The sequence below is a fragment of the Thermosporothrix sp. COM3 genome (genome assembly GCF_059696735.1).
This window is the reverse complement of record NZ_AP019376.1, coordinates 242333-268493: the sequence shown is the minus strand read 5'-3', so window position 1 is coordinate 268493 and position 26161 is coordinate 242333. Positions and strand designations below refer to the sequence as shown.

The window sequence follows — 26161 nt, the reverse complement described above, 5'->3', positions numbered from 1 at the left end:
CGAAGGGAGGGCGAGGATTTCTTCTTCTATCGTGTAACTGAAATATCTTGCTTGCTTGTATCATTGACAAAGAAAAATGGGAATGGTATGATTTTTATAACATTAGTTTAACAAAGAGACCATGAGGAAAAATCCGATTCCAGTATCCCAGCAAGGAAACAGCGTTTCTTCTTCTAGAACGTTTGTGGCAACCCCGATGATCGGTTGAAAGCTCTTCAAGGAAGAGGGCAGGCAAAACCGATAGAAAGCGTGCACCCGTGAATTCGCATATTGCTGGCTTATGCGGATTCTCATTTCATGTGGGGTGGAGAAAGAGCGATGGGCCGTAAGAATTCCTATGACCAATTGTTGTGCGGTTTTATTACCATGTAGGAGGCTTGGTATATGGCTCACGGATCGACTCAGTCTCGACGGCGTTTCTTGCGCTATTCTGCTTCGCTGGCTCTCAGTGGGGGATTACTGGCAGCCTGTGCGGGTACCGGTGGCGGGGGAGGAAGCAATTCAGATCTGCCTGCATTGACGCACTGGTATCATCAGTATGGCGAAAAAGGCACCCATGAGGCGGTACAACGCTACGCCAAACAGTACACAAAGGCGAAAGTCACAGTTAACTGGGTGCCGGGCACCGGAAATGAGTATCCCGATAAAGTACGTACCTCTCTGCTTGGTTCCAATCCTCCCGATGTCTTTGAGCTTCCCAACCCGACTGTTGACCAGGTGAAAGCGGGTCTGGTTGTGCCGCTCGATGATATTATTTCCCCGGTCCTTAACGACTTCAACGAGAACGCCCTGAAACCCCTCCGGATCAACGGCAAAATCTACGCGATCAAAATGTTGAATGACATGTCGATGGTCTACTATCGCAAGAGCCTGTTCCAGAAGGCAGGCATTGAGAAAGAGCCTCAGACCATAGACGAGCTTATTTCAGCGGCAAAGAAACTCTCGAATAAGGATATGAAGGGGCTCTATATCGGCTCAGACGGCGGTATTGATGCTCTTCTCTATATTCTGGGGTGGGCGGCTGGCTCCGAGTTTCTTACCGAGGATAACAAGATTACGTTTGTGAACGAGCGCGTGGCGGGTGCCTATGAGAAGCTGCGTGAGCTGAATGCATCCGGGGGATTGCTGCCTGATGCGCCTGTCTTCTGGTGGAGTTCCGAGCCGTTCAAGCAGGGTATGTGTGCCATGCAGTGGTGTGGGCTCTGGGCCATGCCGGAGATTCAGGCGGCGCTTGGTGACGATTTCGGCGTGTTCCCCTTCCCGGCGCTGGATGTGCAGAGCAAGCCTGCGGTTGGCTTTGGTGGTTGGGCTGAGATGATCTCGGCGAAGAGCAAGCATATCGATGCCGCGAAGGAGTATGTCAAGTGGCTCTGGATCGATAACACCGACATACAGATTGACTGGAATGTCGGTTATGGCTTCCATGTTCCTCCCCGCAAGAGCATCGCCGCGAAAACGGACAAGCTGACGAAAGGTCTTGCCGCAAAGGCAGTGGAGTTCCTGAATGCGTATGGACATTCCAATACGCCGTACTGGGATAACGCCATGCAACTTGCGCTGACCGATGCCGTCAGCAACATTGTCAAGCACAATGCTGACGCAATGTCCGAGCTGAAGAAGGCCGCGGACAAGTGCGATAAAGAGTTGCAGAAGCTCTTGAGCTAGGCCATGTTGAACGGTATGGAGCGCTTTCTTCCTCCATACCGTTTGTAGTTCAACGCAAGGAGGGAAAATCGGATGAGCTCTCCAGAGACCCCGGCTGCGGCGCTGATGCCGTCTATTGGTGAGCGAGAGAGCGCGCGGCGCGTGCGACGCAGTTCCATCAAGACGACGCTGATCTTCTGGTCTTTTGTGGCTCCCTTAATGCTTGGCCTGATCCTGTTTTTCTTTGTTCCGATTATCTGGAGCATTGTCTTGAGCTTTTCGGAGGCTCGGGCGGTGATTCTCCCGACAGGCTTTGCGGGCTTGCGGAACTATCGTGATCTCCTTCAGGATCAGCAGTTTACCTCATCCCTGCTGACCTTTACGATCTTTGCCTTTTTTATTGTACCGACCACGTTTCTCTGTGCGCTCGGGCTGGCCCTGCTGGTCAACAGCGCGAAGTTCGCACAGGGGTTCTTTCGCTCGGTTTTCTTTCTGCCAACAGCCTGCTCATATGTACTGGCCTCGATTGTCTGGAAAATGAGTATCTTCAACGGGACGCGCTATGGGCTGGCAAATGCGATTCTCCATCTGTTCAACCTGGACCCGGTGCAGTGGATCTCCTCGCCTAATCCTCCCTGGTACTGGCTGGTACTGGTAACGGTGCGCCTCTGGCTCCAGCTTGGCATGTATATGATCATCTTTATTGCCGGGCTTCAGGAGATCCCGCGTGAGCTGTATGAGGCCGCGATGGTTGATGGCGCAAAACGAGGCTGGCAGACGTTCTGGTATATCACCGTGCCACAACTACGCAATACCTCTATTGCGATCCTGTTGCTGAACATTATCGCGGCCTATCAGGCATTTGACGAGTTCTGGAATATCATGTCAGGCGGCAATCAAAGTCTGCTGCGCACGCCACTGATGTATCTGTACAATGTCGCGCTTGGTAGCCAGGATTATGGGCTCGGAAGTGCCGGAGCGATGATTCTTACCATCATTATCATCTTCTTTACCTTGCTACAGGGCCGTTTGCTTGGCTTCGGGCGCTCCAATTAAGATACAGTATGCAAAGGGAGAATGTATGTCAACTTCTGTTGTGCGACCAGCGCCGCGCGTCACGCTGAAGAAGGCGCTCCTGACCACGCTGCATTATGGGGTGTTGATTGTACTGGCGCTGCTCTTTCTCTTGCCATTTTATCTGATCGTGCGTAACGGGCTTGCTACGGAACAGGAAATCACCTCACCGAACTGGACCTTCTTCCCCTCTGCGCTGCACTTTGAAAATATTGGCGAACTCTTCTCGGATTCGGAGGTTCCTTTTTCGGATGGAATGGTGAACTCGGCTTTGATCGCCTTCTTGCAGACGGTGGGGCAGATCCTTATTTCGTTGCTGGCGGGCTATGGTCTGGCGCGGGTGCCGTATCGCTATGCCAACCAGGTATTCTATACGATCCTGCTCACGCTGATGATTCCCTCGGCGGTGATCTATGTGCCAACCTATGTGGTCGTCTCCTATCTGGGCTGGCTCAGCACGCTACAGGGGCTGGTTGTGCCGGGTATCTTCAGCGGCTTCACCACGTTTCTGTTTCGGCAGTTCTTCCTGAGTTTCCCGCGTGAGCTGGAAGAGGCGGGGCGTGTGGACGGTCTGGGCTACTGGGGCACGTTCTGGCGGATTGTGGTTCCGAACTCGTATGGTATCATTGCCGCGTTGAGCGTGATTACCTTTATCCAGAGCTGGAACGCCTTCCTGTGGCCGTTTGTGGTCGGGCAGGATCGAACGGCCTGGACGGTGCAGGTGGTGCTATCCAATTTCCTCAACGCTCAGGTGTTGAATTTACACGAACTCTTTATCGGCGCCGCGGTCGCGATTCTGCCGCTGATGGTGCTGTTCTTCTTGCTTCAGCGCTATATCGTGGAGGGATACAAGCAGAGCGGCCTGAAAGGCTAAGTTCTCACAGAGCGCTTCCTATGCTATGATAGATAGATTGGTGTGTTTTGGATTCTGACAAAAGAGGTGTTCTGTGTCTGAGCATGAAGAACAGATCAGAGAAACAACGGAGGAACAGCTTCAAGCCGTCACAATTGGAGAGCTTGTTCCGCTACATAAACCGATTGAGTTCGTTGACTATGATCCACAATGGCCTCATCTTTTTGAGCGTCAGGCGGAGCACATTCGGGCTGCCCTGAATGGTCAAGTATGCCAGCTAGAGCATGTGGGTTCAACCTCGGTTCCGGGTCTGGCCGCCAAGCCGATTATCGATATCGTGCTTGTTGTGCCAGATGCGGCGGATGAGGCGTCCTATGTGCCAGCGCTGGAAGCCGCTGGTTACACCCTGCGGATTCGTGAGCCAGAGTGGTATGAGCATCGGGTGCTCAAGAGAACCGAGCCGATGTGCAACCTGCATGTCTTCTCGCCCGGGTGCCCGGAAGTTGCTCGGATGCTGCGTTTCCGCGATTGGCTGCGCACGCATCCGGAGGATCGCGAGCTCTATGAAGAGACCAAGCGCACGCTTGCGGCCCGAAACTGGAAATATGTGCAGAACTATGCAGATGCCAAGACTGGCGTTGTGGAGCAGATTTTGCGGCGAGCGACCGCATGAAAAAGCGGGGACAGGAAACACTGCCTGTCCCCGCTCGGTCCCTTTACGACGCTTCCGTGTATCTGAATTGCTGCTCCTGTAGAATCTGTGCGATAACCTGGGCTCGATTTTGGGCGTTGAGCTTGGAGCAGATGTTAAAGACATGCTTTTTGACGGTTCCCTCGCTGATGACCAGCTCACGGGCAATGGTGCGGTTGGAGGCTCCTTTAACCAGTAATTGCAGCACATCATGCTCTCGTCGGGTCAGTGTGGACGCCTCCCGAGAAAGGGCGCTGCTCTGGCGGGACTCAACCTTATGAAAATGCGTGATAAGTGTACGCACAAAGGCCGGAGCAACCGCGCCCCGTTGGAGAAGCCTCAAGAGCCGATAGATGGTTTGTCCCCCTTCAAGGAACGGACGAATATGCTGTTCGGGACGCGCTCGCAGCACTGCCCGTTCGAGCGTGGCCTGTGCCGCTGCCTGAGCTCCAGTAGTATAGAACAGGTGCGCCTGAAAGAGCTCGTACGTCAGCAGATCGGTCCAGCGCTGATGTGCCTGGGCGGCCTGCTTGAGCAAGGGCAGATGCCGATATGCGCTCTGGGGGTGGAGCCGAATTTCAAGCTGTGCGATCCATGTCTGAAGCAGCTCAGGGAGCGCCACGCTATTGTTTTTGCAGATGGTCAGCCAGTATTCCGCCTTGTCGAATTGCTCCTGTGACAGGAAAACCCAGGCCCGCTGTGCGGCTGCAAGCTGATGGGCAAGCTGTGGCCATGTTGCCTGCTCCTCGATCGTGCTGGCGAGCTGAAGCGCCCGCGTATACTGGCTTTGGGCCAGATAGAACCGCGTATACGCAATGGTATGGCGCAATGAGAGTGCGGCATGACAGTAGTGTGTGGCGTGCAAAAGCTGCTGGCCTTGTAGCAGGAAGTGCGCCGCCGTGGGGAGGTCATGGCGTTCCAGCGCGAGTTCACTCATTCCCAGGGCATAGAGCAGCGAATCTGTTTCAGCCTCAAGCCGCTCCCTGAGCTGTTCGAGTGTCGAGGCTGCCTGTTGAAGCTTTCCCTGCTGAAGCAAGAGAAAGGCCAGCGCTCCGAGCGCAAGCGATGTTTGGTGCCCATTGGATGCCAGAAGTTCCCGAACAGGATATTCTGCAACATCGCCGGTCATGATCGGGGCAAGCGTAGCGCACCAGGCCCGGACGTCTGGCTGCTCGGATACGTATTCGATGGGATAGCGTTTCCCGGTCTGCCCTGCCAGATAGAGCTGTACCAGACTGATCAGGTCGGTATCTTCAAGGGTGGCAAGCTGGCGCTCTGCCTCGTCAAAGCGCTGCACAGCGAGGGCCGCAAGCAGGGGTGAGGTATGTGCCGGTACGTCCTGTCCCTTGAACAGATGGAGCAGGGCCGAGTGAAGCTGCAGGCGCTGGACCAGTTGCTCATCAGCACTTTGATGGGCATGGAACAGGGCCTGTTGCAATTGCCCGCGCTGTCTGTACCAGCGGCTCGCACGAGCGTGAAGCGGTGCTGTATCGGTCTGCTGGCGGAGCACCCGGGCAAGAAGCGGGATCAGCCGAAGGGTTCCATGCTCGGTCGATTGGAGGAAAAGGTGTGCCTGTGCCAGCGAGGCAAGCAGTGTATGGCTGTCGGTGCGCTCGCGCACGGCATTGCAGCGCTGCTCGTCGAGCTCATCCAGAATGGAGATCTGAAGGAGGAAGTCCCGCCAGGGCTTTGGGAGTGGTTGCAGGATCTCCTCGTCTACAAAGTGCTGTAGCGAGCGATCGTGTTCCAGCACGGTTGCAAGCTCATCATTGGTGATCGGGAAGGGACAGTGTGTCAGGAGCCAGCGAATTCCCAGGGGCCAGCCCCCGGTAAGCTCTGCAAGCTGGTTGACGGTTTCCTCTGTGGGCTCTGTGCCAGTAAGCTGCTGCACAAGCGTGCGGATATCCTCCGGACGAAACGCAAGCTGTTCAAGAGACAGTTCGCTTATGAGGTTCTGAACGGAGAGCCGCGCCAGCGTTGACGGGTGACGCGTCGCCAGGATAAGGTGACAGCCTGCCGGGGCCTGTTGCAGAAAGTGTATAATCTCGTCAGCGCAGGTGATCTCATTCTGATCGAGGAACAGCACCACGCGTTGCAGGCGACGCAGCGTTTCTAGCGCCTGCTCGTGTGAGTGAATGGCTATCTCAGCATGCTCTGTCAGGGCGGCATTGAGCGAGGCCTGAAAGCCGGCCTCGTGCGGCGTCAGGACAAGAGTTTGCACTTTCTGTTGTTGAAGCAGACGCTGCCACTCCTGGAGTATCGTGCTCTTGCCCCAACCGGCGGGTGCAGAGAGCAGGATCAGCTTTTTGTGCAACGAGCGCAGGCAGTGTTGAAAGAGATAGGGACGCGCTACTATATGGCTTGATGTGGCCTCTGAAGCTGGCTGACGCAGTGTCGTTCTGGTAAATAACAGGGTGGCAACTGCAAGAAGGCGCTCTGCTGTGAGGTCCTCTGCTTTGCCAAGATATGCTTTCAACGTTTTGCCCTCGCGTTTGTGATAGGCATACCAGTACGGCTTCTGCTGATGCAGCTCACGACGCCCGGTGAACGTGCCCAGCGGATGCCGGAAAGAAAATGAGGTGTTCTCTTCGAGCCAGCGAAACCAGCCCGCTGAACCTATAGTGATGGTAGAAGGGGGTGTTTCCTGCAAGTGCAGGCAGTCATCAATGACGTGCGGTAGAGTGGTTCGTGCCATAGGGTGCCTTCTCTCTTTGTAGTATGCTTCATTGCTTCTTCGTCCTTTCCTTCAAGCATAGCCCTATAGCGTGGGTATCCACATCGGCAAGAGTGCGTATTTCTGGTGGGAAACATGCTGGAATGGAGAGATTACGCGAGATTACGCCATTCTGCGGAGCTCTCAATCAGCTTTTGCTCAATAGCGTAGCGTGTGGCGGCGCTCCGCGAGGTGACGCCGATTTTGCTGTAGATCGAGGTCAGGTGTGTCTGCACGGTGCGCGGGCTGATAATCAGCCGCTCGGCAATTTGCGCGTTGGTCAGCCCTTGTGTGACCAGTTCCAGAACCTCACGCTCGCGGGTCGTCAGTCCGGTGCCCGGAGTGGACAGAACGCTTTTCTCCTCAAGCGGCTCGGTATGGGTGAGTGAGAGGAGCTCGGCGGGCGTCTTCTTCTGTCCCGAAGCCCAGATACTTTCAAACTGCTCATCACCGAGCTGCTGTCGGGCCTTTGCGACGGCCTCCTGATAGGGCTTGAGCTCAATGGGCGGAATCGGGGCCTGAATAGTTTCCCGAATCGTGGCGGCGGCTCCCCAGAGTTGTACGGCACGAACCGTCTGCTGCTCCTCAATCGCGATTTCTCCCAGGCGTTCCAGACATGACGCGATAAACCAGCGGTTGCCCGCGTCCAGACAGATCATCAGGCTTTCCTCGATCAGGGGGCGAGCATGTGCGTAGTCTTTTTGATAGAAGGCCAGCGTGCCGAGATCGGCCAGACGATAGGCACTGGCTATGGAGTCCTTGATCTGTTGCGAGATGCTCAGGCTCTCCTGTAACTGGGTTTGTGCACCTGCATAATTGCCCTCGTTCATCAAGAGCAGGCCCATGATTCCAAGCGCATCGGAGAGATAGCGCAGATCCCCCGACTGGCGTGCAAGCACAATGCTTTCCTCAATGAGCGGACGTGCCACCTCAAGCTCTCCCTGATTGAGCGCGATCAATCCGAGGTGGCTCAAACGCGAGGGCATCTGCCATTTGTCACCGATCTCGCGAGTGATCGTCAGGCTCTCAGCCATGTAGGCGCGTGCGGCGCTATAGTTCCCCAGATGGGCCGCGGTATGAGAGAGCATATAGAGCGCGGTCGCAGTCATGGCTCGGTTTGCAAGCTTGCGGAAGATCAGCAGACTTTCCTGTAGCAGTGGCTCTGCTGTCTGCAAATGTCCCTGCGCCAGTTCCAGATTGCCAAGCACAAGCAGGCGTGAAGCAATGCCCTCCTCGTTGTCTGTCTCGCGAAAGATAGAGAGACTCTCTTCAAGCAAGATGCGGGCCGCAGTTTCCTCGCCTTTCTTGTGCAGGGCAACTTCTCCCAGAATGCCCAGATAGTTCGCGATATGGTTCTGATTGCCCAGGCTACGCGACACGGTCAGGCTTTCCTGAAAGAGCGCCTGCGCGGTTGGATAGTCGCCCAGATAGAGGGTCACCATGCCAAGCGGGATCAGCATATAAGCCAGGTTGGTACGATCGCCGATCTCGCGGAAAATGCTGAGGCTGCGCAGCAGGAATGATTGGGCCTCGGAGAAGCGCCCTTCCTGCGCGTAGACCTGACCCAGTCCGCCCAGGCTACAGGCGATGTTTCGCTTGTCATGTAGCTCCTCAGAGATGCGCAGGCTCTCCGTGAAGAGGGTACGTGATCGAGGCAGATCACCCAACGCCAGCGCCTCATCTGCCAGCGAGATCAGGGCATCGGCCATGCAGTGCGAGTCCTGTACCTCTTTCGCCAGCTCAAAGCTTTGCTGATAGAGCTTGTGTGCCTCCAAAGGTGATGACCGGGCGCGAATATGCCCGAGCTGATTCAGGGCTGCTGCGTTGTTGTGCTTATCGGTCGAGAGTTCCAGACTCTTTTCAAGATAGAGCAGGCTTTGCGGATGGAGGCCCTGACTTCCCGCGAGCAGTCCGGCGGTATAGTAGCCTTTTGCGCGTAAGGATGGAGAGATTGTCGTGTGATGATAGGTTAACGCCTGTTCCAGCCAGTGGAGCGCCTCGCTCTGGTGGCTTCTAATCAGAAAGAAGCACCAGAGGCTACTACAGAGCTGAAGCGTGGCCTCATATTGCTGACGCTCAAGGAGCCAGTGACAGGCAGTGCGCAGATTGTCGTATTCCTGCTCAAGTCGGTTCAGCCATGCGACCTGATCGGCTCCCTTCAGGTGCGCTTCGGCCTCTAGCGCCAGTTCAAGATAGTAGGCAGCGTGCGCCTGACGTACCGTTTCGATCTCATCATATTCTTGCAGGCACTCAAGCCCATACTCGCGCACCGTCTCCAGCATCATCAGGCGAATCTGGTCGTCTGCCTGCTCGATACTCTGTACAAGATTCTTATCGATCAATGAGGTGATGAGTTCTAGCGTATCGCTCTCATCGGCCGTGCCACAGACCGGATCAACCGCGTCAATCATGCAGCCATTGACAAAGACGGCCAGACGACGGAACAGCCGTTGTTCTTGTTCGGTCAGCAGCTCGTAGCTCCAATGGAGCGTATCGCGCAATGTTTGCTGACGTGGGGGCAGATCCCGCGCTCCTCCCGTGAGGATCTGAAGGCGGCTTCCCAGACGTGCAAGTAGCATCTGGGGTGGGAAGAACTTCACCCGGGCGGCTGCCAGCTCGATCGCGAGCGGGAGCCCGTCAAGCTGCGTACAAATCTCGGCAATCGGGCGGGCGTTATTGGCGGTCAATCGAAAGCCAACCTTCACCGAGGCGGCCCGCTGGACAAAGAGCGAGACCGCAGCATTCTGGGCCAGTTCATTGAGATCGGGAAGGCGGCGCAGGTCAGGAAGCGGGAGCGGCGCAATGTTCAGCTCATACTCTGAGCGGATATGGAGAGCCTCGCGGCTGGTGACCAGGAACTTGATCTGCGGGCAGGCCGAGAGCAGTTCAGCAAGCAGAGGTGCAGCGATGACGATCTGCTCGAAGTTATCAAGCAGCAGCAACATCTGTTTGTGGGCAAGATAGGTCTTTACACGTTGTAGCAGTGACTCCTCGCCTGCCTCAACAAAGCCTAGCCGGTAGGCGATCGTAGGCAGCACCAGCGAGGCATCACGTACTGTTGCCAGCGAAACGCTCTGCGAGCCATCGGCAAACTCAGCGGAAAGCATCTGCGTGAGCTGGACACCGAGACGTGTTTTGCCGACCCCTGCCGGTCCGGTAATGGTCAGCAGGCGGATATCCGGGCGCTTTAGCAGTTCCAGCGCCGTGGCTATTTCCTGCTCGCGGCCAATCAGGGGCCCGATGTGCAGGAAAAACGGTTCCTGGTCAATTGGTTCCTCAGGTTGTTGTGCTCCATCTCGGGAAAGCTGTCCGGCGATGCTCAGCAGGCGTTGCAGTGTCAGGGTTTCGGTTTTGCCGAGGTACGCGTGATAGAGTTTCCCTTTACGGCGCTGATAGGCTTTCCAGTACCAGCCGCCACGACCATTGCTGGTACGCTCCTTACGCGCGGTAAAGGAGCCTTCCGCAGAGTGGAAAGCAAACGTCATTGCCTCTGTCAGCCACTCGAACCATTCGGGGGAATCAACCTGCACTTGAATTTCCCGGTCGTCGAGTCGATACACTAAGGTCTGTCCGTGGACCGTAGGATGTGAGCGTGTCATTGCTTCCTGTTTCTATAAGCCCTTATGCCACTACATTGTGTCTGCGGTTTCTCTGTTTGTTTTCTCGGGAACCAGCTTATTGCGCAGCTTGTTTTCTACCAAGATACCTCAAAACGCCAGAAATAGTCAAGTATTCCGGGACCATAGATCAGACCTATGTAGCTGGTTGGTACCTATATCGTGCCCCTGCTTGCTCGCTGGTATCAAAAATAAACCCCGAAAATACCACTTTTGCTACCTGTTTTTTGTTTCAATCCCGCGTACACTAACTCCTGGAAGCGGTTCCTGTACCGTTCCCGCAACCGTTCCCGGAAACGGGCCCGCACCTATTTGATTGTGAAGAGGACAAAACCGCATGGCAAAGAGGATGACGATACGGGACATTGCCGCACTGGCGGGTGTGAGCAAAACGACCGTTTCTCGTGTGCTCAATAATCGACCAGATGTAGACGCAGAGACCCGGGAGCGGGTGATGAAGGTGGTGGAAGAGCACGGGTTTGTTCCCAGTGTCGCAGCTTCGACGCTTGCCGGAAGGAGTCGTTTGATTGGCGCTCTCATTCCGGAACTGACCTGGCCTCTTATCCCGGAGATTATGCATGGCGTGGCTGAGGTGATTGCGCAGACCGACTATGAGCTTGTGCTGTATAGCGTCAATGATCGCAATCATCAGAAGGACCGCAGCGAGATTCTTGAACGTATCCTGGAGCGTAAGCTTGTTGCTGGCTTGCTGGCAATCTATCCAGGGCAATCGACCGAGTATCTGGAGAAGCTGCAACGTCAGGGGTTTCCTGTGGTGATCCTTGACGATCAAGCAACCCCTTCTGAGCGCATTCCCTGGGTGTCCGCCGATCAGCGCAACGGTGCATATGAAGCGACGCGGTATCTGGTGCGTCTCGGACACAGGCGGATCGCACATATTCGTGGGCCGCTTGAATATCAGGTGTCGCACGATCGCTTTCGGGGATATTGCGACGCGCTCGCCGAGGCTCAGATCATGGTTGAGCCTCAACTGATCGAGACCGGTGATTTCACCCTGAGCAGTGGTCAGCTCTGCGCCGAACGTCTTTTGACGCTGGATCAGCGCCCGACCGCTATATTTGCCGCGAACGATCTGATGGCGCAGGGTGTCTATTTTGCGGCGCAATCGCTTGGTTTGCGGGTTCCTGAAGAGGTGACGGTGGTTGGCTTTGATGATGTGCTGTTCGCCTCGCTGATGCAGCCTCCCCTGACCACGGTCCGGCAGCCGCTGGATGAGATGGGGAGAAGTGCTATCGAGCTGTTGCTGCGCATGATCGAGACGCCTTCGTTGCCCTATGAGTGGAAGTGGTCGGTATCTGAACGGAACCTTTCCAGATCGGTATTTATCACACATAAGACGCATGTTGTTGTAAGAGCATCATGTAAGCAACTCTGTACCCCTCTCTCTTTATCGAAGTAGCTGTTACATGCAATGAGTGCATGGGAATCAACGTGTGATTTTTCGTTTGTCGTCAGGAGGTTTTTTCAATGGCTCTACGACCGTTCTCCAGAGTCAAGGGGAAAGTACAGTTAACACTGCTTTCACTGCTGGCTCTTCTGGTTGTTCTGTCGGCCTGTCAAAGTGGCGGGTCGCAGGGGCAAAATCCTCAGCAACAGAACAAACAGACGACGCTCAATATCCTGGCATCGCCCACGGGAAATTTCTCCTCCGCGAACTTTAACCCGTACATTAGCCCGAATGCTGGTGGCATGTACGGTGCACAGGGCATGATCTATGAGACCCTGATCTATGTGAACCGCTACAACGGTGAGATCAAGCCTATCCTGGCCTCCGATTACAAGCTTTCTGATGATGTAAAGAGTATCACCTTTACCATCAGACAGGGCGTGAAGTGGAGCGATGGACAGCCCTTCAGCGCCGATGACGTGAAGTTCACGCTGGATATGCTGAAGAAATATCCTGCAACTGACACCTCCGGTCTGTGGACAACCCTGATCCAGGATTACGCACAGCCCGATGCCAATACCATCAAGGTGAACTTCAAGAATGCCGATGCAACGGCAACCTGGCTTTTCAGTCAGACCTATATTGTGCCGAAGCATATCTGGGAAGCGAAGTCCAACCCGGCAACCGACAAGAACGAGAAGCCGGTTGGTACCGGACCCTACACCCTCAAAGAGTTCTCCCCTTCGGCTTATACACTGGTGAAGAACCCCAACTACTGGGAGTCTGGTAAGCCGGAGATCGCACAGCTTCGCTATATCGCGACCAACGATAACACCGCGGCGATGTTGCGTCTCTCTCGTGGTGAAATCGACTGGGCCGGTGTTGGCTGGGATCCGAAGTTTGATGCCAATTTCGTCAACAAGGACCCGAAGAACTATCATCACTGGTTCGAGAGCAATAACACTGTGATGCTGTATCTGAATCTGACCAAGTTCCCCTTCGACATCCCTGAGGTGCGTCAGGCGATCAGCACCGCGATCAACCGCGAAGAGATCAAGCAGAAGGCGGCTCCCTACGGCGTTCCTGCCAATCCGACTGGTTTGCTGCCAGCCCATAAAGATTGGATCGCACCAGAGTATCAGAATGCTTCGTTCACCCATGATACTGCAAAGGCGACTCAGCTTCTGGAGAAGGCTGGCTTCACCAAAGGCAGCGATGGTATTTACCAGAAGGACGGCAAGAGGCTTTCCTTCAATATGAACGTACCCAATGGTTGGGCTGACTGGCAGAGTGCGCTTGCCGTTATCTCTGACAACCTGAAGGCTGCGGGTATTGAGGCCAAACCGAACGCGATGGCTTCGCCCGAAATCTACTCGAATGCGTTGAACACCGGCAACTATGACACGGCTATCTCCTGGACGAACAAAGGGCCTTCGCCGTTCTTCTTCCTGAACGACTGGCTGCTGAGCTCCAATACCTGGGATCAGGGCAAGGCCGCCAATGGTGGTGCAACCAACTGGCAGCACTGGAAAGACTCCGAGACGGACAACCTGTTGCACCAGTATCGCACAACCTCCGATAAGGAAGCTCAGAAAAAGGCGCTCTATGGTATTCAGAAGATCGTCGTCGAGAAATTGCCTTCGATTCCTCTGTACTACAATGTGAGCTGGTTCGAGTACAGCACCAAGAACGCGACCGGCTGGCCTGACAAGGACAACCCGTACGCCTATGGATCACCGTTTGACGCTCCCGACTGCACGCAAATCGTTCTCCGCTTGAAACCTGCTGCATAAGCGGGTGGCGGGCAGGGATAAGGCCCGTTCTTATCCCTGCCTCTTGCGCGAACCCAAGCTGAAAGGAGAAAAGAAAGAAGGATGCGTCATCTACTCCGCCGTATCGCGTTTTATCTGGCGGCCCTGTGGGCCTCGGTCACCATTAACTTCATTCTTCCGCGTCTGATGCCTGGTGATCCTGTGCAGGCGTATGTGAACCGCTTGCGTGGACAGGGCACAATTACGCAGGCAACGCTCGACGCGATTCGATTGCAATTAGGCGTGAGCAACGATCCGCTGTGGATACAGTACTTTCACTACCTGGGGAATCTGCTGCGTGGTGAGCTTGGTATTGCTACCTCGCATTTTCCAACGCCGGTGGTTCAGGTCATCGCGACTGACCTGCCCTGGACGATTGGCCTGGTGGGAGTGGCGTCTATTATCAGCTTCTTGCTCGGTACGCTGCTTGGTGTGGTGGTGTCCTGGAAGCGCAATTCATGGGTTGATACCGTGGTCACACCGCTGTTGACCTTCTTCTCGGCGATTCCCTATTTCTGGCTGGCCCTGGGATTGTTGTATATCTTTTCCTTTAATATGGGGATTTTCCCGCTCGGTGGTGGCTATGATGCCTTGAGCGATATCTACCCCGGCTGGAACCTGGACTTTATTCTGAGTGTGCTCTTGCATGCGATCCTGCCCGCGTTGACAGTGGTGATCAGCTCTATCTCCGGGTGGGTGCTTGGCATGCGTAATGCAATGGTCACAACGCTTTCGGAAGACTATGTGTTGCTGGCGCGAGCAAAAGGCCTGCCCGAGCGGCGCGTGATGTTTACCTATGCCGCTCGAAACGCCATTCTGCCCAACATCACCGGTCTGGGGATGTCGCTTGGCTTTGTGGTTGGTGGTGCGCTGCTGACAGAGATGGTCTTCTCGTATCCGGGCATCGGTTTTGACCTGCTGACGGCTATTCGCGGCTTCGACTACAGCCTGATTCAGGGAATCTTCCTGATGATCGCGATCGCGATGCTGACTGCGAACTTTCTGTCGGATATCGTCTATGCGCTCCTTGATCCACGGGTGCGACACGAAAGGGGATAATTGATGCAGCAAGAGACCAATAATAGCACTCCGAACGTGCAAGAAGCGTCGTCCCCTGCGCAGGTTGCGCCTGTGGTCCTGCCGGGGAACGTCGCGGGAACAACAGGCAAGGTGCAGAGCCAGTGGAAGGCACAGCTTTCCCAGATTACCTCAAACACGCGTATGATGATCGGGATCGGGATACTGCTGTTCTTTATCCTGGTAGGGCTGGTCGGCCCGCTGTTTGCGCGATATGATCCGCATACCCTGACGAACGATCTGTTTCAGGCACCATCGGCGACGCACTGGCTCGGGACCACGCAGAAGGGTGAGGATATCTTTGCGCGTCTGGTCTACGGAACTCGTGTCTCGCTGTTAATCAGCTTTACGGCTGCGGCTGGCTCAACGCTGCTCTCGGTGCTGATCGGCCTGCTCGCGGGCTACAGTGGCGGTTGGGTCGACGATGTGCTGTCGTTTATCACGAATATCTTCCTGGTGCTGCCTGGCATGCCGCTGGCAATCGTGGTCGCGTCGTTTGCCGTGAAGGGAGCCTGGACGATTATTCTGGTGCTCTTGTTTACAAGCTGGCCCTGGGGTGCGCGTGTGTTGCGCGCGCAGACGCTCTCGATGCGGCAGCGCGAGTTTGTCACCGCTGCTCGCACGCTTGGTGAAAAGCCCTGGCGTATTATTCTCTTTGAGATTCTGCCAAATGAGATCGCAATTGTGGCCTCAAGCTTTGTCGGGACGTTTATCTTCGCGGCGCTCTCTGAAGTGGCCCTGGAATTCCTGGGACTGGGTGATGTTTCTGAGCCGTCCTGGGGCGTGATCCTGTACTGGGCGCAGACGGATGGTGCACTGATGACAGGTGGATGGTGGCAGTTTGTCCCGCCAGGCCTCTGTGTGGCGCTGCTCTGTGCCGGTCTGACCTTTATCAACTTCGGCATTGATGAGCTGGCAAACCCGACGCTGCGCAACGAGCGGCGGCTTGCCCGAAGAAAGAAGAAAGTGGCGTAAGATGGACGCATTACTCGAAGTGAAATCGCTCAGCGTTGATTATGAGGCGATGGATGGGGCAGTCCACGCGGTGAAGAGCGTCGACCTGACGCTGCATCGCGGTGAAGTCCTGGGCCTCGCTGGCGAGAGCGGGTGCGGTAAATCAACGCTGGCTTTTGCGATTGCTCGCCTGCTCCGCCCTCCGGCAATGATTACCAGTGGACAGGTGATCTATTATCCCGATCCAGAGAAGGAGACCCCGCCCGCGCTGCTGGATCGACTGGACGCGAACAACGGCATTGATATTATGAAGCTGTCAATGGCGCAACTGCGTTCGTTTCGCTGGAAAGAGCTGGCGGTTGTTTTTCAAAGTGCGATGAACGCGTTGAATCCCGTGCTGAGCATCGGCGATCAGATTATTGATGTGTTGCATACGCACTGGCCCGGCAAGGGGAAGGACTATTATCACAAGCGAGCGGTTGAGTTGCTGGATCTGGTCGGTATTGCCGCTGATCGTCTGAGAAGCTACCCGCATGAGTTGAGCGGCGGCATGCGGCAACGTGTGGCGATCGCGATCGCCCTTGCGCTGCGTCCCGAACTGATTATTATGGATGAGCCAACGACGGCACTGGATGTGGTGGTGCAACGCGAGATCCTGGATCTGATCGCCGGGCTGTGCCGCGAGTTTAATACGGCGCTGATCTTTATCACGCACGATCTCTCGCTGTTGCTGGAACTCTCGGACCGGATCGCGATTATGTATGCGGGCAATATTGTCGAGCAGGCTACTAGCGAGCAGCTCTATCGGCAGCCGCGCCATCCCTATAGCTATGGCCTGTTGAACGCTTTCCCGACGCTGCATGGACCACGTTTGCAGATGATCGGTATTCCTGGCTCGCCTCCTGATCTGCGGGCGATGCCGACCGGTTGCGCCTTCCATCCGCGCTGCCCGATGGCTTTTGAGGCGTGTCGTGGGGTGGTTCCTCCGCTTGAGCCGAGCGGACCGACCGAGCAACTGGTTGCCTGCCATTTGTATAATCCGCGCTTCTTGAATCAGCCGCCCTCGACCGCTCAGATTGCGCGTAGCTACTCGGAGCTTGCAGAAAGGAAACGACGCAGATGAACGCAATGAGCCAACAGGCTATACTGGAAATCATGAATTTGCAGAAAGAGTTTCCGCTGCGTCAGTGGAATCCATTCGGGGGTAAACAGGCGGTCCACGCGCTGGAAAGGGCCTCGCTGGCACTCTATCCGGGCAGGGTGACGGCGCTGGTTGGCGAAAGCGGCAGCGGCAAATCAACGATTGCGCGTTTGCTGGCGCGGCTCTATGACCCGACTGGTGGCGAGATTCGCTTTCATGGCAAGCCGCTTGGCAAGGCGAACGCGGCCACACTGACCACCTATCGCCGCAGCGTGCAGATGGTCTTTCAGGATCCCTTTGCTTCGCTTAACCCGGTGCATAATGTGCGCTATCACCTCAGCCGCCCGCTGCGCATCTATGGCTTTGCGAAGAATGCGGAGGAAGAGACGGAGCAGATTCTTGCTCTATTGCGGCGTGTGAGCCTGACGCCTGCCGAGCAGTTTATTGAAAAGTATCCGCATCAGCTCAGCGGCGGTCAGCGGCAACGTGTGGCGATTGCCCGGGCGCTGGCTGTGCGTCCAGAAGTGATTCTTGCTGATGAGCCGGTGTCAATGCTGGATGTCTCGATCCGCCTGGATATTCTGAATCTGCTGGCGCAGCTCAAAGAGGAAGAGCGGATTGCGATTCTCTTTATCACGCATGATCTGGCAAGCGCTCGCTATTTTGCTGATGAGACACTGGTCCTCTATGCCGGTCAGATGGTGGAAGGGGGACCGAGTGAGCAGGTGATTCAGCAGGCAAAACATCCCTATACGCAGCTTTTGCTCTCAGCGACGCCTGCTCCAGAGCGCATGAGACTGAAAGGACAGCGCAGGACACCGCTAGAGGCTCGCGGCGAGGTGCCAAGCCTGATCCAGCCTCCGACAGGGTGTCGCTTCCATACTCGTTGTCCACATGCGATGCCGGTCTGTAAAGAGCGTTTCCCGGAACGCACCGAATTCGGTCACGGACATTGGACGTCCTGTTTTCTGTATGGGGCACAGAAGCATGATACCACGCCAATGGGCCGTTCACGTTCTCTCTCTAACGAAATAGCATCTAAGGAGTAATTGACGCATGAGCCAGAAAACGGCGACGGAGGGTGCTGTGCATTCGGATCGTTTTCCCTCCCATTTTCTCTGGGGCGCGTCTACATCGGCCTACCAGATAGAGGGCGCGACTCGCGTAGACGGGCGCGGTGAGTCCATCTGGGATCGGTTCGCGGCGACACCAGGCAAGGTCTATCAGGGTGATACAGGTGATGTGGCTCTTGAGCATTATTATCGTTTTCAAGAAGATATCGCATTAATGAAAAAGCTGCATTTTAATGCCTATTGCTTTTCTATTGCCTGGCCGCGCATCATCCCCGAGGGGACAGGAACCGTCAATGAAAAGGGACTGGATTTCTATGATCGGCTGGTTGATGAGCTGCTGGCTCAGGGCATTACACCGCTTGTTAAGCTGTATCACTGGGATCTCCCCTATGCGCTTCAGGAGCGGGGCGGCTGGCTCCGACGAGAGACTGCACAGGCATTTGCTGATTACGCCGAGATTGTGGCCCGGCGTCTGCGTGATCGGGTAAACTGGTGGATCACCTTTAATGAGCCGTGGTGTATCGCCTATCTCGGGCATGGTGTGGGAGTGCATGCGCCGGGTCTGGCAAACAAGCAGGACGCGTTGAATGCCGGACACCACGTGCTTCTGGCGCATGGGCTGGTCCTGCCGCGCCTGCGGGCCCTCTTACAGCCCGGAGCGAAAATCGGCTTCACGGTCGATCCCTATCCGGTTTATGCTATGGATGAGAGCGATGAGACCAGACAACAGGCGGAGCGACTGGACCGTTTCCGCAATCGCTGGTTCCTTGATCCGCTCTTCCGGGGATGCTATCCTGACGGGCTGTTTGAAGATCTGGGCTGTGTTGCACCCGATATTCAGCCTGATGACATGGCGCGCATCGCGGCTCCGCTGGATTTTCTGGGCGTCAACTACTATTCGCGCTGGCGCACCTCGCGAGAGAGTAATGCGCTTGAGGCGCTGCCAGTTCCCGAGGACGCACCACGTACCGTGATGGGGTGGGAGATTTACCCGCAGGGCTTACTGGAAGCGCTGCGCCAGGTCCAGCAGGACTACGCTCCGCCCGCGATCGTCATTACCGAGAACGGGGCTGCCTTCAACGATATCTGGGATGGTGGAGATCTGGTTCATGATCCCGAGCGGGTCGAGTATATGCGCTCCCATCTGGCCTCGATTGAAGCGGCGGTCGCCGAGGGCATTCCGGTGCAGGGCCATTTTGCCTGGTCGCTGATGGACAACTATGAATGGGCCGAAGGATATAGCAAGCGCTTTGGCCTGGTCTATGTCGATTATCCCTCTCAGAAGCGGATTATCAAGCAGAGCGGGCTGTGGTATGCGAACTATATCGAGGCACAACAGAAGAGCGCGGCAGTCACAGAGCAGACAGACTGATTGCAACTCCTCTGAGATTTACTCACTTCTCGACTGTCAGCGTGAGAGTATCCCCAGGGTGCTTCTCGTGTGGTACACGACATGGGGTACTGGTGAGGGGCCAGAAAACTGGCCTCTCATTTTTCTGCTCCGTGGTTGACATTGTTTGCGCTCATCCATATAATGATTCTCAGGAAGTATCGTTATTGTATTGTAAAGAGAGAGAAGAAATGTATCGATACAGAACCGAGCGATCTGAGTTCCCTGTTACGGTTGTAGGCCGCCTCTTTGTCCCCTGTTTCTTCTCCTGCTGTATGTGTTGTTGTTAACTCCTGCTTTTTTTCTCCACCTGTTTTTCTCTTTGACTCTTTTTGTGTTTGTATTACCCTATCCTCTTGTGAAGGAGAGTATAGTATGATTCTCTATCCTGAATTACAGCATTTTACCCTGGCTGACGTCTATGCCAGCACCTTTGATCTGGTGATGTTGCGTCATCTGGCGGCCCATGTACAGGAGGCATTGCGCTGGCCGCTTGCTCCCGGGGCGCTGCCCTTTCTGGCGCAGACACGTGATGAGTATGGCTATGCGCATCGTATCGTACTGTACCAGAACCGGGATACGTTTGAGCGGGGCCCGCTCTTTTTTGTTGGCTTTCTGGGCAAGAAGCGCCTGGACCCGGAGGCGGCGGTTGTGGAAGCGCTGACGGAGGTGGATAAAACCCTCATTATGGAACTGGCAAAGGCTCCGGATATCTTGAGCTATTCTTCCGTTGAACTGCATGATGGCAACTGGTGCAATCTGGTAGTGTTTCGGAAGCAAGAAGCAAAAGAGACGGTCACGCAGCATCAGATGCATATGCTGGCTGCGCACCAGCTTGCCCCACAGTACTACGAGTGGATTCGCTTGCATCGGGGAATATTGCTCGAAGGCTTTACACCCGGTCAACTGGTCATCGTGTCGACGAAGTTCTATCTCTTCGGGGATGAGGGTCGGGAGGCAGCAATGCGCTCCGGTTCGCTGACCAGAACGTATACATATATGAACGCGCAGGCCAGAATCTACGAGTATTCCTATCCGCGCCCTGAGCATGTTGTTGTCGAGCTTTGAGTGTGTAAGCGAAAGGAGTATGATGCTTCGCTGTGTAACCTTTCTTGCCCCGGTCTTCTTTCCAACCTATCAGGCGATAGTGGCGTATCTGGCCCGACGAGTAGGGCAGCCCATCGAGCTTGAGGTTGGCACATCATTTGATGCGTTTGCCGCAGGAGCCGCTGACCTCGGCTTTGTCTGCGGACTGGATTATGTGCGGCTCACGGCCTGTCAGCCCGAGTCGGTTGAGTTGTTGGCGGCACCGGTCGCGGTTGCCATGCGCTATTGTGCGCGTCCGGTGTACTTCTCGGATGTGGTGGTGCGGCAGGATAGCCGCTTTACCCGTTTTGCCGATTTACGTGGCGCGACCTGGGTGTATAACGAGCAGGTGTCCTATTCCGGCTATGTAGCGGTTGCCCGGGCGCTTTCCTTGCAAGGCGAAACCTGCGCGTATTTTGGGCGCTGTCTGGCTTCGGGGTCGCATGAACGCTCACTACAGATGGTGCTCGATGGCATGGCCGACGCCACGGCGCTTGATTCGCATGTGCTTGACCTGTTATTGGTCGCACGACCTGAGCTCAGTCAACAGATACGTATTATTGCCTCGATTGGTCCGGCAACAAGCCCGCCGGTGATCGCGGCTTCCCGCCTGGATCGCGGACTCAAGGAGGCATTACGCGAGGCACTGCTGAGTATGCATACCGAGAGGGAGCATGCCCGGATCTTGCAGGAGAGCTGTCTGCACTGTTTCGCGCCCGTAACGGATAGCTCCTATGACGAGATACGCAGTGTGTATGTGCAGCAGGAACAGTGATATTGCCATGCAGGTATAATAGAGATAAGAGACATAGAACTTCCTGTGATAGATCCCACAACAACAACGCAAATACCAGCATGGGAAGAGGGCAGTATTGCGGTACTGCCCCTTCCCTTTCTTCATACTCAGCCGTTGACCCGGAGAATATATTTCCCGGTTGACGCTCTCGATTCCAGCCGAGCATGAGCTGTTGCGACTTCTTTCAGCGGCAGGATCTCGGTAATGTCGATCCGAATGCGCTCCTGTGCAAGCCACTCAAGGGTGCGCGCGGCAGTCTCCTGAAGGAGCGCGGGCGCACTGGAGCCCAATATACCGATGCTATAGCCCATGATAGCCTTGTTCTCGGCAAGCATGTTGCCTGGCATCTTCGGAAGGTCGAGCGCTTTCTTGACATCTTCGTTGGCTCCGCCAAAGATGACGAGCCGTCCTAGCGGTGCAAGAACTGCGAGGCTCTGGCTACGAACAGGCTCTCCAATGGAGTCGAGCACGATATCTACACCACGCCCCTGCGTTAGCTCCTGGACCTGCTGGACAAAGTTGTCGCGCAGAAGCACAGTATCATAGCCAAACTGTGCCGCATAGCGTGCCTTCTCCTGCGTACTGACGGTCCCGATGACCCGGCCTGCGCCCAACAACCGTGCTATCTGACCGGCCAGCGTGCCAACGCCGCCGGCAGCCGCATGAATCAGCACCGATTCACCCTGTTGCAGTCGTGCAACGCGGACGAGCAGATCATGTGCCGTTGGGACGATCGTTGGAAATCCGGCGGCGGTTGCCAGATCAATGGACTTGCTCAGGGTGTCGAGAGGAAAGGTCAGAGCGGCCTGTGCAATGGCAACTTCCGCGTAGCCTCCTTCTCGTGTGAAAGCGGCAACCGGCTGTCCGACGCGTAGCCCTTCGACGCCCTTCCCAAGTGCCGCGATGTGTCCCGAGACCTCAAGCCCGGGAATGGTGGGGAGGTGAACGGTATGGTGGCCTCCCCGGCGCAGCATCGACTCGGCGAAGTTGACCCCGGCATACGCGACGCGAATAGCAACTTCTCCCGGGCCGGGAACTGGCTCGGGCATCTCCTGAAGCTGCAATACCTCTGGACCACCAAATGCATTGATTGCGATTGCTTTCATTATGTTGCTTTCCTTTCTCCCGGGTAAGAACTTTGAGGGATTCTGCCTTTGCCCAGGTAAAACCTGTCAACAGGCCGACCGGACGTACGTCAGAAAGTGCATTCGCTGCAATATTGTCGTCTTTCCCTCTTGATCTTGCCACGCTTCTCAAGTTCGTTGTTTTTTTGAATGTGTCTTGATTATACGTGATGGACGCAGCTCTTGTAAGAAGGAACCAAAAAGTGATATAGTCACCTCATGGTTACCTTCAACGATTCAAAACCAACAATAGACGTACTCTGTCCCACGCGACGCGGCCTGTCCCTGCTCTCCAATCAGTGGACGTTGCTTGTCCTGGGTGCGCTGCATAAAGGAACGCTACGCTTCAGCGAGCTTCAGACTATCATTGAAGGGATCTCAAAGAAGATGCTGACGCAAACCCTGCGTGATCTGGAGCGCAACGGGTTGATCAAACGCGTGGTCTATCCGGTGATACCGCCAATGGTCGAGTATTCGCTGACTCCATTGGGGGAGACCATCATTGAACCGATCTGGGCGTTTCGCGACTGGTCGGAGGAGCACATTGAGGAGGTGGAGCGGGCCCGTGAGGAATATGATCGGCGCTCCCGGCTCCCCCTTCAGGAGCAGACGGCAGCACTCGTGCAACAACGAGCGCATGAGGCATCGGAGCTATGACGGATGAGAGCGCCATAAAGCGTTTCTGTTTGCATAGCGAGAAGAAAGAGTATAGAAGAGCATATTCAGGCGGATGAATGCAGGTGTAGCGCGACTTTGTTGAGCAGCTCATCAAGCTCAAAGGGCTTGGCCAGAAAGTCATCTGCTCCGGCCTTTTCCGCCTCTTGAGCCGCATTGGGATGCGCTGAGAGCATCAAGATGGGAATATGACGCGTGGCAGGTTGCTGTTTCAGGCGTCTGGCAATCTCGCGACCATCCACGCCCGAAAGCAGCATGTCCAGCAGAATGACATCGGGCATATTCTGTTCTGGAAGCTGCTCCAGATATTCACCTCTGTCGATGGTTGTGACATCATACCCCTCATCTTCCAGCATTGCTGCAAGTGCAAGCGTGATATCGGGGTCATCGTCAACGATCAGTACCTTTTTACCGGTAGATGTCATTGTCTCCCATCTCCTTTCACAAAGTCTGAAGGGTGGGGATTAGTCATAGAGTGGCAAGGTGACATAGAATGTGCTCCCTTTGTCTTTTTGGCTTTCCAGCCAGAGCTGGCCTTCATGCCGCTCAATAATGGTGCGAGTAATATAGAGGCCGATACCGAGGCCTGGATAGGTTTGTTCCTCCGAATCAATGACGCGATAGAAGCGGTCAAAGATATTGTGGTGATGCTCTGGCGCAATGCCAATACCAAAATCCTGTACGGCAATGCGTGCCTTATTGTCCTGTCGATCCAGTCGTATAATGACTGTATCGGCATGGGGAGAATATTTCATGGCATTGGTCAGCAGATTGATAAGGACCTGCTCCAATCGATCCCTGTCGCCATAGATGCGGGCGTTTGTGCTGCCCTGTAACTGAATGTGATGTGTGCTGCTGATCTCCTGAACGTTCTGCACGGTTTCCTGAACCAGCGTGTCGAGGTCGAGCGGTTCTTTATGGAACGAGAGCTTGCCAATTTCGATTTTCGAGATGTCCAGCAGATCAGTAATGAGGGCTGTGAGCTTCTTGAGCTGCGAATCCATTCTGTTGAGGAACATCAGAGTCTGGCTATCGGCATTTTTGCCCAGACGACGCTGTAGGATTTGCGTGAAGCCCTTGAGGCTCGTCACCGGGGTCTTGAGCTCGTGACTTGCCATACTGATAAAGGCATTCTTACGCTCTTCAAGCTGCTTTTGCTCATCAATATCCGTTGTCGAGCCGATCCATGTAGTGATCTGGCCCGTGTCATCGCGTATGGGAATGGCTCGGCTGATATGCCAGCAGTAGACTCCATTGGCGCGCCGGAAGCGATGTTCGATTTCAAGCGGCTCTCCACTCTTGAGGGCATGGAGCCAGCTCTGAAGTGTCGCTTCCTTATCATCGGGATGCAGGCATTGCAGCCAGCTCCATCCCAGAAGTTCTTCAGCCGGGAGGCCAGTAAAGTCATACCACTGGGGGTTGACGTAATCAATGGAGCCGTCAGGCCTGGCAATAAAGACCTTTTGCGGCATCGACTCTGCAAGAAAGCGTAGACGCGCTTCCGCCTTACGGAGCGCCTTTTCAGCCTGCTTCCGTTCGGTGATATCACGTATATTGCACTGGATGAGCTCGTGCTCATCGACCTTATAGAGGTTGCACACGCACTCCAGATACTGAGGCGTGCCATCCGGATGGGGTAGGAAGAGCGAATCATAATGGAGAAAGCGCTTCTGTTGCAGTTCTTCCAGAAATGTTTCAGCTTTTGTGCTTTCACGAGAGAGGAGCACCTGCCGTATATCCTGTCCTATCAGCTCCTCCTGTGAGCGACCAAGCAGTTGGGCGATAGCCGGGTTGGCGTCGGTAATTGAGCCCGAATGCGGATGAAGAATCAGGATACCATCTTTTGAAGCCTCAAACAGGCGACGATAGCGCACCTCTGAGATGCGAAGCTTTTCTTCTGCTTGCTTGCGTTCGGCAATCTCGCCCCACAGGGAAAGCGCCTGTTGCTGCAAGTGCGTGATGGCGCGAAGTCGCTCGTCTGGACTCTGGAGCGAGGTATAGCTTTCCTCGGGGATTACCTGCGAGTGCTGATGGCAGATGGTTTCAAATGAAGGGCTATGCATATCTCCCTGAAAGCTGCGTATAGGATACGCACAGAAGAGCGAGAACGGGCAGATTGAGTGCTGTAAGTTGTTCCAGCAGTCTTCTAGCTGAATCGCAGTGGTCTGCTTGCCCTCCGCCCACAGGAGTGCGACCATCTCGCCATAGACGCGCACATGTGGTCGATTGATAGCAGTTTTTTCAATCAGGCCGCCAAAGATGCGGGAGAAGCGCTTTTCATCCAGCTTTTCCCCTTTGACAAACCAGGACAGCGCCTCGGTAGCCTCAGCGGTCACATACGTTCCCTCTTTGCTGGCGGCGTCAATATCCCATCCCTGCGTTTGCAGGAGTTCGTTCAGCTTGCGAAGATGCTCGGCGCTGGCAATCACAATACAGCCTTCATTGGCGGCGAGCCCGGCTGCCACATAGCCGCTCAATGAGTGCAGAAGAAAGTCATCATGCTCATAAAACTGAACAAAGTGATCTGTTGCTCCCATGTTATGCCAGCCAGTGGAGGGAGCAAGGCGCCCTTCCCGCACGGGACTCAGGGTATAGAGAAGGGCTTCGATTCCCGGCACCTCAAGCAGATTCGTCAAACTTCCCTCAAAGCGGCGCGTGGTATTGTCCTTACAACGAAGCACTACCTCGGCTTTCAGGGTTCTGCCAGGGGAAGGCTGTACCTCTTTCAGGATGATGCGGAGAATACGGGATTCGTCCCGGGGAGCGAGAGAATCAAGTGCGCGCCCGAGCAGCTCTTCAGGAACATAGCCCATCAGTTGCGTGAGTGCCGGGCTGGCATACGTAATGTGGCCCTGGCGATTCAGCAACAGTATGATATTTTGACTCTCCTCGATATAGGTCTGTGAAGGGTGCTTTTTGAGTTTCCGTGCTTTTTGAGAAGATGATGAATTGCTTGAAGTTGTTGTCATGAATTTGAGTGTTCCTGACTTCCCATGTCGGTATTTCTACCAGGTTATCATTTCTGCTGAGAAAA

The 26161-nt window shown here is 55.1% G+C and carries 19 protein-coding genes; 14 read left to right on the top strand and 5 right to left on the bottom strand.

The window, feature by feature from the left end; all coding sequences use genetic code 11:
- The first annotated feature begins 384 nt into the window (after positions 1-384).
- From KTH_RS01145 to KTH_RS01130, 4 genes are all read left to right on the top strand, one after another.
- Positions 385-1665, top strand: coding sequence for an ABC transporter substrate-binding protein (locus KTH_RS01145; protein ID WP_497615978.1), 1281 nt, complete (start codon positions 385-387; stop codon positions 1663-1665).
- Between the two features lie 72 nt (positions 1666-1737).
- Positions 1738-2700, top strand: coding sequence for a carbohydrate ABC transporter permease (locus KTH_RS01140; protein ID WP_497615976.1), 963 nt, complete (start codon positions 1738-1740; stop codon positions 2698-2700).
- 25 nt (positions 2701-2725) lie between these two features.
- Positions 2726-3592, top strand: a complete 867-nt coding sequence (locus KTH_RS01135; protein WP_497615975.1) for a carbohydrate ABC transporter permease — start codon at positions 2726-2728, stop codon at positions 3590-3592.
- Positions 3593-3665: 73 nt separating this feature from the next.
- The gene (locus KTH_RS01130; protein WP_111319831.1) at positions 3666-4244 is read left to right on the top strand and encodes a GrpB family protein; all 579 of its coding nucleotides are present in this window, start codon (positions 3666-3668) and stop codon (positions 4242-4244) included.
- 43 nt (positions 4245-4287) lie between these two features.
- On the opposite strand, the gene KTH_RS01125 is transcribed toward KTH_RS01130, so the two are convergent.
- A complete protein-coding gene (locus KTH_RS01125) occupies positions 4288-6957 on the bottom strand; it encodes a LuxR C-terminal-related transcriptional regulator (protein WP_497615974.1) in 2670 nt (889 codons plus the stop codon).
- 131 nt (positions 6958-7088) lie between these two features.
- A complete protein-coding gene (locus KTH_RS01120; RefSeq protein WP_111319827.1) occupies positions 7089-10574 on the bottom strand; it encodes a tetratricopeptide repeat protein in 3486 nt (1161 codons plus the stop codon).
- Positions 10575-10941: 367 nt separating this feature from the next.
- Here KTH_RS01120 and KTH_RS01115 point away from each other — a divergent pair, with 367 nt between their 5' ends.
- The 9 genes from KTH_RS01115 to KTH_RS01075 all read left to right on the top strand — a co-directional run bounded on the left by KTH_RS01115 (position 10942) and on the right by KTH_RS01075 (position 21307).
- Positions 10942-12012, top strand: coding sequence for a LacI family DNA-binding transcriptional regulator (locus KTH_RS01115; protein ID WP_211326044.1), 1071 nt, complete (start codon positions 10942-10944; stop codon positions 12010-12012).
- Positions 12013-12080: 68 nt separating this feature from the next.
- A complete protein-coding gene (locus KTH_RS01110) occupies positions 12081-13793 on the top strand; it encodes an ABC transporter substrate-binding protein (RefSeq protein ID WP_497615973.1) in 1713 nt (570 codons plus the stop codon).
- An 81-nt stretch (positions 13794-13874) separates the two neighbouring features.
- Entirely contained in the window at positions 13875-14870 is a 996-nt protein-coding gene (locus tag KTH_RS01105; RefSeq protein WP_111319821.1) for an ABC transporter permease, read from the top strand.
- A 3-nt stretch (positions 14871-14873) separates the two neighbouring features.
- Positions 14874-15863 (top strand): ABC transporter permease, encoded by a 990-nt coding sequence (locus KTH_RS01100; RefSeq protein WP_111319819.1) that lies wholly within the window; start codon positions 14874-14876, stop codon positions 15861-15863.
- Between the two features lies 1 nt (position 15864).
- On the top strand, positions 15865-16965 hold the full coding sequence (locus tag KTH_RS01095) for an ABC transporter ATP-binding protein (RefSeq protein ID WP_111319817.1): 1101 nt from the start codon (positions 15865-15867) through the stop codon (positions 16963-16965).
- The gene (locus tag KTH_RS01090; protein ID WP_111319815.1) at positions 16962-18032 is read left to right on the top strand and encodes an ABC transporter ATP-binding protein; all 1071 of its coding nucleotides are present in this window, start codon (positions 16962-16964) and stop codon (positions 18030-18032) included. The genes KTH_RS01095 and KTH_RS01090 overlap by 4 nt, the downstream gene beginning before the upstream one ends.
- Positions 18033-18039: 7 nt before the next feature.
- Positions 18040-19428, top strand: a complete 1389-nt coding sequence (locus KTH_RS01085) for a GH1 family beta-glucosidase (protein ID WP_497615970.1) — start codon at positions 18040-18042, stop codon at positions 19426-19428.
- A gap of 393 nt (positions 19429-19821) precedes the next feature.
- Positions 19822-20514: a hypothetical protein gene (locus tag KTH_RS01080; RefSeq protein WP_497615968.1), complete on the top strand. Its 693-nt coding sequence runs from the start codon at positions 19822-19824 to the stop codon at positions 20512-20514.
- Positions 20515-20533: 19 nt separating this feature from the next.
- Positions 20534-21307 (top strand): PhnD/SsuA/transferrin family substrate-binding protein, encoded by a 774-nt coding sequence (locus KTH_RS01075; protein WP_170142393.1) that lies wholly within the window; start codon positions 20534-20536, stop codon positions 21305-21307.
- A 128-nt stretch (positions 21308-21435) separates the two neighbouring features.
- On the opposite strand, the gene KTH_RS01070 is transcribed toward KTH_RS01075, so the two are convergent.
- Entirely contained in the window at positions 21436-22434 is a 999-nt protein-coding gene (locus tag KTH_RS01070; RefSeq protein WP_497615966.1) for a quinone oxidoreductase family protein, read from the bottom strand.
- A 237-nt stretch (positions 22435-22671) separates the two neighbouring features.
- Here KTH_RS01070 and KTH_RS01065 point away from each other — a divergent pair, with 237 nt between their 5' ends.
- Positions 22672-23109, top strand: a complete 438-nt coding sequence (locus tag KTH_RS01065; protein ID WP_111319805.1) for a winged helix-turn-helix transcriptional regulator — start codon at positions 22672-22674, stop codon at positions 23107-23109.
- 65 nt (positions 23110-23174) lie between these two features.
- Here the strand turns inward: KTH_RS01065 and KTH_RS01060 are convergent, their stop codons facing one another.
- Together KTH_RS01060 and KTH_RS01055 are read right to left on the bottom strand one after the other, a co-directional pair.
- On the bottom strand, positions 23175-23552 hold the full coding sequence (locus KTH_RS01060; RefSeq protein WP_111319803.1) for a response regulator: 378 nt from the start codon (positions 23550-23552) through the stop codon (positions 23175-23177).
- A gap of 39 nt (positions 23553-23591) precedes the next feature.
- A complete protein-coding gene (locus tag KTH_RS01055) occupies positions 23592-26096 on the bottom strand; it encodes a PAS domain S-box protein (RefSeq protein ID WP_497615964.1) in 2505 nt (834 codons plus the stop codon).
- Positions 26097-26161 lie beyond the last annotated feature (65 nt).